The organism is Streptomyces sp. NPDC058877, from assembly GCF_042742855.1.
Lineage (GTDB): Bacteria > Actinomycetota > Actinomycetes > Streptomycetales > Streptomycetaceae > Streptomyces.
On the sequence record NZ_JBHYMF010000234.1, the window covers coordinates 1 to 9,556 of the forward strand.

Here is a 9,556-nt window from a genome sequence, read left to right on the forward strand (position 1 = left end):
GCCCGTGACCACCGCTCGGTGGTCACGGGCTTCCTCGCGTCCGGGCCGGGGAGCCCTGCGTCCGGGCCGGGGAGCCCTTGCCGAAGCGACTCGACCCCTTTATAGTCATGTTGACTCTTAAAGGGGGTGGCATGAGCCTCGCAGACGCGCTCGAACCGTTGCGGCAACCGCTCTCCACCCTCCCGGACACCCCGGCCGACCGGACCGAGGTCCTGGAGTTCGGCAGCGGCACGCCCCACGCCCACGAGGAGCTCCACCCCACCTCCCTGCTCCACGTCGGCTTCACGACCCTCCGCCTCCTCGGGCTGCGCAACCGGCCCCGGGACCTCACCGGTGCCCGGCGCGCGGCGGGAGCCGCGGCGTGACGGGCGGGGACGCCGTGCGGCGCTACGGCCACGGCCTCGTCCTCGGGAAGTTCTATCCACCGCACGCCGGCGACCACCACCTCGTCCGCACCGCGCGCGACCGCTGCGAGCGCCTCACCGTGCTCGTCTGCGCCTCCTCCACGGAGAGCATCCCCCTGGAGGACCGGGTCGCCTGGATGCGCGAGGTCCACCCCGACGTCCTCGTCGTCGGAACCGTCGACGACATCCCCGTGGACCTCCATGACCCCGACGTCCGGGCCGCCCGCACAGCGGTCTTCCGGGCCGCCGTGCCCGAACGCGTCGACGCCGTCTTCACCTCGGAGCCGTGCGGCGAGGAGCTCGGCCGTCGCTTCGGTGTCGCGTCCGTGCTCGTCGACCGGGAACGCCTCCGCTTCCCGGTCTCCGGGACCGCCGTCCGTGCCGACCCCGCCGGCTGCTGGGACCACCTCGAACCACCGGTGCGGGCCGCGCTCACCCGGCGGGTCGTCGTCCTCGGGGCCGAGTCCACCGGCACCACCACCATGGCGCTCGCCCTCGCCGACCACTACCGGAGGCGCGGCGGCGTCTGGGCCCGCACCCGGTACGTGCCGGAGTACGGTCGCGAGTACGGCGAACTCAAGCTCGCCGAACTCCGCCTCGAACGTCCCGACGCCGACCGGTCCGAGGTCACCTTCCACTCCTCCGACTTCCCCGTCATCGCCCAGCGCCAGGCCGAACTGGAGGAAGCGGCGGCCCGGGAGGGCTCACCTGTGCTCTTCTGCGACACCGACGCCTTCGCCGCCACCATCTGGCACGAGCGCCACCTGGGCACCAGCAGTCCCGCCACCGGCGAGATCGCCGCCCGGGGGCGACAGCACCTCTGGCTGCTCACCGACCACCGGGGCGTTGACCCCGAGGGCGACGGACCGCGCGACGGAGAACTCCTGAGGCCCTGGATGACCGCGCGCTTCCTCGCCCAGCTCGCACACACCGGCCGCCGCACCGCCGTGCTCACCGGCTCCCACGAGGAGCGCCTCGCGACCGCCGTCGCCGCCGTCGACGGACTGCTCGCCGAGGGCTGGCACCTCGCCGACCCCCTGCCGGAGCGCCGATGAGCACCCACCGGGCCCCCGAGGGCTACGACCCCCGCGCCTTCGAAGCCTTCGCCGTCACCGTCGACCTCGCCGTCCTCACGATCCGCGGAGAACACCTCCACGTCCTGCTGGTCGAACGCGGCCAGGACCCCTACGCCGGGACCTGGGCCCTGCCCGGCGGCTTCGTCCTGCCCCACGAGTCCGCCGAGCGGGCCGCCCGCCGCGAACTCGCCGAGGAGACCGGGCTCTCCGGGGCCACTGCGGCCGGGCTGCACCTCGAACAGCTCCGCACCTACACCGAACCGGACCGGGACCCGAGGATGCGGGTCGTCTCCGTCGCCTTCACCGCGCTCGTCCCGGACCCGCCCGAGCCGCGCAGCGGCGGCGACGCGACCCAGGCCCGCTGGATCCCGTACGGGACGCACGGCCGGCTCGCCTTCGACCACGACCGGATCCTCGCCGACGCCCACGAACGGGTCGGCGCCAAACTGGAGTACACCTGCCTCGCGACCGCCTTCTGCCCGCCCGAGTTCACCCTCGGCGAGCTGCGGCAGGTCTACGAGACGGTGTGGGGCGTCGAGCTCGACCGCCCCAACTTCCGGCGCAAGGTCCTCGCCACGCCCGGCTTCGTCCGGGCCGTGGAAGGGCCACCACGCCTCACCGGCGGGCGGGGAAAACCCGCCGCCCTCTACCGGGCGGGCGGTGCCACCACCCTCCACCCACCCCTCCTGCGACCGGAAGGACGCCCCACATGAACCCCACCCGCAGCGCCGCCAAGCGGACTGCCACCGGCTCCCTGATGGGCCTCGCACTCGGTGACGCGCTGGGCTTCCCCACCGAGTTCAACGACGTCCCGTCGATCCTCGCCAAGACCGGACCCTGGCGGGAGATGCCGCTGCCCCTGAGCAACGGGAGGGCGTACGTCACCGACGACACCCAGATGACCCTCGCCCTCGCCCGCGGCATCCACACGTCCATGGGCCGGGGCGCGCTCGCCCCGCTGCGGCTCGCCCGACCGGTCCGCGCCGAGTTCGTCGACTGGTACCACTCCCCGGAGAACAACCGGGCCCCCGGCAACACCTGTCTGCGCGCCTGCATGCTCCTCGACGGCGACCTGCCCTGGCAGGACGCCAGCCAGATCCACTCCAAGGGCTGCGGCGCCAACATGAGGGTCGCACCCGTCGGGCTCGTCCCCGGTCTCAGCGAGGAACAGCGGGCCGGTGCCGCCCAGCTCCAGTCGGCGCTGACGCACGGCCACCCCACCGCGCTCGCCGCCTCCGACCTCACCGCCCGCGCCGTCCACCTCCTCGCCCGGGGGGTGGACCCGGCCGGCCTCGTCGGACAGCTCCGCTCCTACGCGTACGAGAACCGCTCCCGCTACCACGAGCGCTGGCTCGGCGACCTCTGGACCCGCTCCCAGGACCCCAGCGCACGCCACTTCGTCGAGCGCGGCTGGGACGAGTGCCTGGCCGTCCTGGAGCGCCTGGACGCGGTCCAGCGCACGGCCGATCCGGAGCTCGACCCCTGCACCTACACCGGCGACGGCTGGATCGCCGAGGAAGCCCTCGCGACCGGTCTGCTCTGCTTCCTGCTCTTCCCCGGGGAGCCCCTCACCGCCCTGCGCCGGGCCGCATGCACCCGCGGCGACTCCGATTCCATCGCCGCCCTCGCGGGCGCCTTCGCGGGCGCCCACCTCGGTGCGGACGCCTGGCCGGAGGAATGGACGGAGCACATCGAGCACCGCAGCGAACTGCTTGCCTTCGGCGCGCTCTGGGACGCCTAGCGCACGCTCAGGGCCGAGGAGCGGCGGGCGCGGACCAGGAAGTCCTGGATACGGGCCCGGTCCGGGGCGTCGGGGAGCGGGGTCGTGTCATGGGCCCGGTCCGCCTCCTCCTGGAGGCGGTTCAGCCAGGACTCGACCTCGGCCCAGGACACCTCGCCGCGCTTGACCGCGAGGAGGCGCTCGCGGTCCTCCCCGACGTCGATGCGGAGCTCGCCCGTGCGCAGCAGGTCGCGGCAGCTGCCGAGGAGCCGCAACAGGTGCACGGCGTGCTTCCACCGCGGGTGGCCGTACTGGCGGACGTCCGCTTCGAGCTTGCGGCGCTGGCCCCCCGCGTACCGGACGAAGGTCTGGTGGGCCCGGCGGGACAAGAAGGCCCCGCGCAGCGACAGCAGCTCGCGCCCCCGGTCGTCGACGTGCTCGACGAGGGGGGAGTGGAGGCATTCCAGGACGTTCGGGTTGTTGAGCAGGGCCAGCTCGCAGAAGCGCTCCAACTCCCAGCTGAACTGCTCCTCGGCCGGTCCCTCCACGTGTGCGGGCGGCTTGTCGAAGTGCCAGAAGAGGGGCGTCGGGGCGAGGTAGACGCCCCGCACGTCCGTGTCGCTGTCCTCGGTCGCGAGACCGAAGGCGCGCGAGCCCATCACACAGGAGTAGATGGTGTGCTCGCGCACCAGTTCGTCCGGAGTCATGCGGGGCAGATTACGCCAGGGTGATCGTGTCGCCCGAGACGACGATCTGCTCGGCCGGCAGCGGCCGGGGGGCCGGCCCGGCCGCGACCGAGCCGTCGGCGATGCGGTACTTGGAGCCGTGGCAGGGACAGTCGATGGTGCCGTCGGCGACCTTGTTCACCGTGCAGCCCTGATGGGTGCAGATCGCGGAGAAGGCCTTGAACTCGCCCTCTGCCGGCTGGGTCACGACCACCTTCTCCTCCGGGAACACCGTGCCGCCGCCCACCGGGATCTGGGAGGTCCTCGCCAGGGGGGTGGCGCCGCTCGGGGCGGGGGCGGTGGTGGCCGGGGCCGGAGGAGCGGTCGGGGTGCTCGTGTCCGTGCCGCCGTCACCCCCGCCGTTCGAGCCGCAGCCCGTCGTCAGGGCCGCGGCGGCGAACAGGACGGTACGACGTCCGGTGGCGTGTGAAGTCATGCCGCCAGCTTGGCCGCGCACCGCCCACCGGGCCCGCAACACGCCTGTGCGCCCGGTTCCGCTCCCCCGCACGGCCGCCCCGGCCCGTCCTGCACCTTCGGTGGCGGAACGCCGTGGTTCGGGTGAGATTGGGTGTGTTCCGCACCCGGCGAAAGGCAGCACCATGGCGGGCAACGACCTCGGCAGTCTCCTCGGAAGCCTCCTGGGGGGAGGGGAACAGGGCAGTGGCGGTGCCCGTGGCGGCACCGGCGGCATCCTCGGCTCCCTGCTCGGCGCCCTCGCCGGAGGCAGCGGCTCCGGCAACGGGGCGAACCCGCTCGGAGGACTCCTCGGCATGCTCGCCGCGTCGGGCCTCGCCGACCAGGCCCGGTCCTGGATCGGCACCGGTGAGAACAAGCCCGTCAACGGCGCCCAGATCGCCGGGGCCCTCCCCGACGAGGCGCTGCAGAAGGTCGCGGCGGAAGCCGGCGTCACCCCGGAGCAGGCCGCCGACGAGATCGCGCAGGCCCTCCCGCAGGCCGTCGACAAGCTGACCCCCAGCGGCTCGCTGCCCCAGGGAGCCTCCCTGGAGGAGATCATCCGCCAGCAGCGGTTCTGACCCGACCCGCCCGTCCTCCGTTCCGGTGCGCTGCGGCGCCCGTCTCGGAGGGCGGGCGCCGCACTGCACCGCCCCTGCCGCTGACTAGGCTGAACGGAGCACTGACGCAGGCGAAGGAGCACGACGTGGCGGTACGAGCGGTCCGGGGGGCCGTCCAACTGGAGAGGGACGAGGCAGGACACATGCGTGAGCAGGTCGAGGAACTGCTCACCGCCGTCCTCGAACGCAACGGGCTCGTCCCCGACGACCTCATCAGCATCTGGTTCACCGCCACGCCCGACCTCCACAGCGACTTCCCCGCCGTCGCGGCCCGACGGCTCGGGATCGTCGACGTTCCGCTGATCTGCGCACAGGAAATCGACGTCGAGGGCGCGATGCCGCGGGTCGTCCGGCTGCTCGCCCACGTCGACACCGCACTGCCCAAGTCCCGGATCGCGCACGTCTACCTCGGTGCCGCGACCGCCCTGCGCAAGGACATCGCCCAGTGAGAACAGCGCTCGTCATCGGAACCGGCCTGATCGGCACCTCCGCCGCCCTCGCCCTGGCGGGCCGCGGCGTCACCGTCCACCTCCGCGACCACGACCCGGCCCGCGCCCGCACGGCCGCGGCCCTCGGTGCCGGCACCGACGAGGCGCCCGAAGGCCCCGTGGACCTCGCCGTCGTCGCAGTGCCCCCGGCACACGTGGCCGCCACCCTCGCCGACGCCATGACCGCCGGCCTCGCCCGCGGCTACCTCGACGTCGCGAGCGTCAAGGGCGGACCCCAGCGCGAGCTGGAGGCATCGGGCCTCGACCTCACCGCGTACATCGGCACCCACCCGATGTCCGGCAAGGAGCGCTCGGGGCCGCTGGCCGCCACCGGGGACCTCTTCGAGGGGCGCCCGTGGGTCCTCACTCCGACCAGGGACACCGACACCGAGGTCCTCAACCTGGCTCTGGAACTCGTCGCCCTCTGCCGGGCGGTCCCCGTCGTCATGAACGCCGACGCGCACGACCGGGCCGTGGCACTCGTCTCCCACACCCCCCAGCTGCTGTCGTCCATGGTCGCCGCACGTCTGGAGGAGGCCGACGAGTCCGCCGTGCGCCTCTGCGGACAGGGCATCCGCGACGTCACCCGGATCGCGGCTTCCGACCCTCGCATGTGGGTGGAGATCCTCTCCGCCAACCCCGGGCCCGTCGCCGACGTCCTCTCCGGCGTCGCCGCCGACCTCGACGAGACCGTCCGTGCCCTGCGCGCCCTGCAGTCCGCCGACCGGGACAAGCGCCGGGAAGGCGCCTCGGGCGTCGAGGACGTCCTGCGCCGCGGCAACGCCGGCCGCGCCCGCGTCCCCGGCAAGCACGGAGCCGCCCCCACGGCCTACGAGACCGTTGCCGTCCTCATCAGCGACCAGCCGGGCGAGCTCGCCCGCATCTTCGCCGACGCGGGCCGCGCGGGCGTCAACATCGAGGACGTCCGCATCGAGCACGCGACGAGTCAGCAGGCGGGCCTCGTCCAGCTCATGGTCGAGCCGTCGGCGGCCCCGGTGCTGGACGCGGCCCTGAAGGAGCGGGGCTGGGCCCTGCGCACCGGGTGACGCCGGGCGGGCCCTCCGGGGAGTTCCGGAGGGCCCGCGGCCGGGCTGGGCCGAACGGGTGCGTGGGACTCGGTAACCTTGGGGAGGTCCCCCGCATCTCCGCCGGGCCCCGCCACTCACCCCAGGAAGGTGTTCCCACCGTGGAATCCGTGATCGTCGCCATCGACGGGCCCTCCGGCACGGGCAAGTCCAGCACCTCGAAGGCGGTCGCCGCCAAGCTGGGGCTGAGCTACCTCGACACCGGCGCCCAGTACCGGGCGATCACCTGGTGGATGATCAGCAACGGCATCGACGTGCACGACCCCGAGGCCGTGGCCAATGCCGCGAGCAAGCCGGTCATCGTCTCCGGCACCGACCCGGTCCGGCCCACCATCACGGTGGACGGCGCCGACGCCTCCGGCCCCATCCGCACCGAAGAGGTCACCTCCAAGGTCAGCGCCGTCAGCGCCGTTCCCGAAGTGCGGGCGCTCATCACCGAGCTCCAGCGGACCATCGCCAAGGACGCCGAGCACGGCATCGTCGTCGAGGGCCGGGACATCGGCACCACCGTCCTGCCCGATGCCGACCTGAAGGTCTTCCTCACCGCCTCGCCCGAGGCCCGTGCCGCCCGCCGCTCCGGCGAGCTCAAGGGCGCCGATGTGCACGCGACGAAAGAAGCCCTGATCAAGCGGGACACGGCCGACTCCAGCCGCAAGACCTCCCCGCTCGCCAAGGCCGGCGACGCCGTCGAGGTCGACACCACCGACCTCACCCTGGACCAGGTCATCGAGTGCGTCGTCACCCTGGTGGACGAGAAGCGGACGGCCGCCAAGTGACCCTGCCCTCCGAGAAGGGCGCCGCCGTCGGCCGACGCATCGGCATCGGGCTGATGTACGGCTTCTGGAAGCCGCGCGTCCTCGGCGCCTGGCGCGTGCCGGCCTCCGGCCCCGCCATCCTCGCCGTCAACCACGCGCACAACATCGACGGTCCGATGCTCATGGGCACCGCCCCGCGCCCCGTGCACTTCCTCATCAAGAAGGAGGCGTTCGTCGGCCCGCTCGGCAGCTTCCTGGAAGGCATCGGGCAGCTCAGGGTGGACCGGGACAGCACGGACCGCACCGCGATCTCCCACGCCCTGGGCGTCCTGGAGCAGGGCGGTGTCCTCGGGATCTTCCCCGAGGGCACCCGTGGCGACGGCGACTTCGCCTCGCTCCGCGCCGGTCTGGCGTACTTCGCCGTCCGCAGCGGCGCGCCGATCGTTCCGGTCGCCGTGCTGGGAAGCACCGACCGCCGCGGACGGTTGGTCAAGGCGCTGCCCCCCTTGCGGGGCCGCGTCGACGTCGTCTTCGGAGACGCGTTCGAGGCGGGCGACGGATCGGGCCGGCGCACCCGCAAGGCGCTGGACGAGGCCACCGTACGGATCCAGGGCAAGCTCACCGAGCACCTGGAAAACGCCAGGCGCCTCACCGGGCGCTGAGCGAGACTCTCAGTAGTGGGCCCCGCCGCCCGGGGACCCACCGACCACGAATGATCAAGGAACGGACTTCATGAACGACCAGCACGACCACGGGGCACTTGGCGACGCCGAGTACGCGGAGTTCATGGAGCTCGCCGCGGAAGAGGGCTTCGACGTCGAGGACGTCGAGGGCGCGATCGAGGAGGCCGGCCACGGCCCGCTTCCCGTCCTCGCCGTCGTCGGCCGCCCGAACGTCGGCAAGTCGACCCTGGTGAACCGCATCATCGGCCGCCGCGAGGCCGTCGTCGAGGACAAGCCGGGCGTCACCCGTGACCGCGTCACCTACGAGGCCGAGTGGGCCGGCCGTCGCTTCAAGATCGTCGACACCGGCGGCTGGGAGCAGGACGTCCTCGGCATCGACGCCTCCGTCGCCGCCCAGGCCGAGTACGCCATCGAGGCCGCCGACGCCTGCCTCTTCGTGGTGGACGCCACCGTCGGCGCCACCGACACCGACGAGGCCGTCGTCAAGCTGCTCCGGCGCGCCGGGAAGCCCGTCGTCCTCGCCGCCAACAAGGTCGACGGCCAGTCCGGCGAGGCCGACGCGGCCATGCTCTGGTCCCTGGGCCTCGGCGAGCCGTTCCCCGTCTCCTCGCTGCACGGCCGCGGCACCGGAGACCTCCTCGACGAGGTCCTGAAGAAGCTTCCCGAGGCCCCCGAGCAGCGCTTCGGCAACGCGGTGGGCGGCCCGCGCCGCATCGCCCTCATCGGCCGCCCGAACGTGGGCAAGTCCTCCCTGCTCAACAAGGTGGCGGGTGAGGACCGGGTCGTCGTCAACGAACTGGCCGGCACCACCCGTGACCCGGTCGACGAGCTGATCGAGCTCGGCGGCGTGACGTGGAAGTTCGTCGACACCGCAGGCATCCGGAAGAAGGTCCACCTCCAGGAGGGCGCGGACTACTACGCCTCGCTGCGGACCGCTGCGGCCGTCGAGAAGGCGGAGGTGGCCGTCATCCTGATCGACACCACCGACAACATCTCGGTCCAGGACCAGCGCATCATCACGATGGCGGTCGAGTCGGGCCGTGCCATCGTGATCGCCTACAACAAGTGGGACGAGCTCGACGAGGAGCGCCGCTACTACCTGGAGCGCGAGATCGAGACCGAGATGCAGCAGGTCTCCTGGGCGCCCCGGGTCAACGTCTCCGCCAAGACCGGCCGCCACATGGACAAGCTGGTCCCGGCGATCGAGACCGCCCTCGCCGGTTGGGAGACCCGCGTCCCCACCGGCCGGCTCAACGCCTTCCTGGGCGAGATCGTGGCCGCCCATCCGCACCCGGTCCGCGGCGGCAAGCAGCCCCGTATCCTCTTCGGCACGCAGGCGGGCACCAAGCCGCCCCGGTTCGTGCTCTTCGCCTCCGGCTTCCTGGAGGCCGGCTACCGCCGCTTCATCGAGCGTCGGCTGCGCGAGGAGTTCGGTTTCGAAGGCACCCCGATCCACATCTCGGTCCGGGTGCGCGAGAAGCGCAGCCGCAAGAAGTAGGACCCGCGGAGTGACACACGGCTGAGGGCCGGGGCGATCAGGCCCCGGC

12 protein-coding genes are annotated in these 9,556 nt (G+C 72.9%); 10 read left to right on the forward strand and 2 right to left on the reverse strand.

Annotated features, from left to right (window positions below):
• Positions 1–131 precede the first annotated feature (131 nt).
• Genes ACFW2Y_RS31985 through ACFW2Y_RS32000 form a run of 4 tightly spaced genes read left to right on the forward strand, consistent with a single transcriptional unit; the run spans position 132 to position 3,221 of the window.
• Positions 132–365, forward strand: a complete 234-nt coding sequence (locus ACFW2Y_RS31985) for a hypothetical protein (RefSeq protein WP_384886048.1) — start codon at positions 132–134, stop codon at positions 363–365.
• Between the two features lie 14 nt (positions 366–379).
• Positions 380–1,459 carry an AAA family ATPase gene (locus tag ACFW2Y_RS31990; RefSeq protein WP_384886068.1) on the forward strand — a complete coding sequence of 360 codons (1,080 nt, stop codon included), beginning with the start codon at positions 380–382 and terminating at the stop codon, positions 1,457–1,459.
• Complete coding sequence (locus tag ACFW2Y_RS31995; protein ID WP_384886050.1) at positions 1,456–2,193, forward strand: NUDIX domain-containing protein; 738 nt, start codon at positions 1,456–1,458, stop codon at positions 2,191–2,193. Before ACFW2Y_RS31990 ends, ACFW2Y_RS31995 begins: the two co-directional genes overlap by 4 nt.
• Positions 2,190–3,221, forward strand: coding sequence for an ADP-ribosylglycohydrolase family protein (locus tag ACFW2Y_RS32000; protein WP_384886051.1), 1,032 nt, complete (start codon positions 2,190–2,192; stop codon positions 3,219–3,221). Before ACFW2Y_RS31995 ends, ACFW2Y_RS32000 begins: the two co-directional genes overlap by 4 nt.
• On the opposite strand, the gene ACFW2Y_RS32005 is transcribed toward ACFW2Y_RS32000, so the two are convergent.
• Together ACFW2Y_RS32005 and ACFW2Y_RS32010 are read right to left on the reverse strand one after the other, a co-directional pair.
• Positions 3,218–3,907 (reverse strand): DNA polymerase beta superfamily protein, encoded by a 690-nt coding sequence (locus ACFW2Y_RS32005; RefSeq protein ID WP_384886052.1) that lies wholly within the window; start codon positions 3,905–3,907, stop codon positions 3,218–3,220. The genes ACFW2Y_RS32000 and ACFW2Y_RS32005 overlap by 4 nt on opposite strands.
• A gap of 10 nt (positions 3,908–3,917) precedes the next feature.
• Positions 3,918–4,361 (reverse strand): Rieske (2Fe-2S) protein, encoded by a 444-nt coding sequence (locus tag ACFW2Y_RS32010; protein ID WP_384886054.1) that lies wholly within the window; start codon positions 4,359–4,361, stop codon positions 3,918–3,920.
• Positions 4,362–4,461: 100 nt separating this feature from the next.
• Between ACFW2Y_RS32010 and ACFW2Y_RS32015 the strand changes: the two genes are divergently transcribed.
• The 6 genes from ACFW2Y_RS32015 to der all read left to right on the forward strand — a co-directional run bounded on the left by ACFW2Y_RS32015 (position 4,462) and on the right by der (position 9,507).
• Positions 4,462–4,959, forward strand: a complete 498-nt coding sequence (locus ACFW2Y_RS32015; RefSeq protein ID WP_384886056.1) for a YidB family protein — start codon at positions 4,462–4,464, stop codon at positions 4,957–4,959.
• 125 nt (positions 4,960–5,084) lie between these two features.
• Positions 5,085–5,447, forward strand: coding sequence for a chorismate mutase (gene aroH, locus ACFW2Y_RS32020; RefSeq protein WP_384886058.1), 363 nt, complete (start codon positions 5,085–5,087; stop codon positions 5,445–5,447).
• Positions 5,444–6,532: a prephenate dehydrogenase gene (locus tag ACFW2Y_RS32025; RefSeq protein ID WP_384886060.1), complete on the forward strand. Its 1,089-nt coding sequence runs from the start codon at positions 5,444–5,446 to the stop codon at positions 6,530–6,532. Before aroH ends, ACFW2Y_RS32025 begins: the two co-directional genes overlap by 4 nt.
• Positions 6,533–6,672: 140 nt before the next feature.
• The gene (gene cmk / locus ACFW2Y_RS32030; protein WP_384886062.1) at positions 6,673–7,347 is read left to right on the forward strand and encodes a (d)CMP kinase; all 675 of its coding nucleotides are present in this window, start codon (positions 6,673–6,675) and stop codon (positions 7,345–7,347) included.
• On the forward strand, positions 7,344–7,988 hold the full coding sequence (locus tag ACFW2Y_RS32035; RefSeq protein WP_384886064.1) for a lysophospholipid acyltransferase family protein: 645 nt from the start codon (positions 7,344–7,346) through the stop codon (positions 7,986–7,988). Before cmk ends, ACFW2Y_RS32035 begins: the two co-directional genes overlap by 4 nt.
• Before the next feature lie 70 nt (positions 7,989–8,058).
• Positions 8,059–9,507 carry a ribosome biogenesis GTPase Der gene (der, locus tag ACFW2Y_RS32040; RefSeq protein ID WP_384886066.1) on the forward strand — a complete coding sequence of 483 codons (1,449 nt, stop codon included), beginning with the start codon at positions 8,059–8,061 and terminating at the stop codon, positions 9,505–9,507.
• Positions 9,508–9,556: the final 49 nt, after the last annotated feature.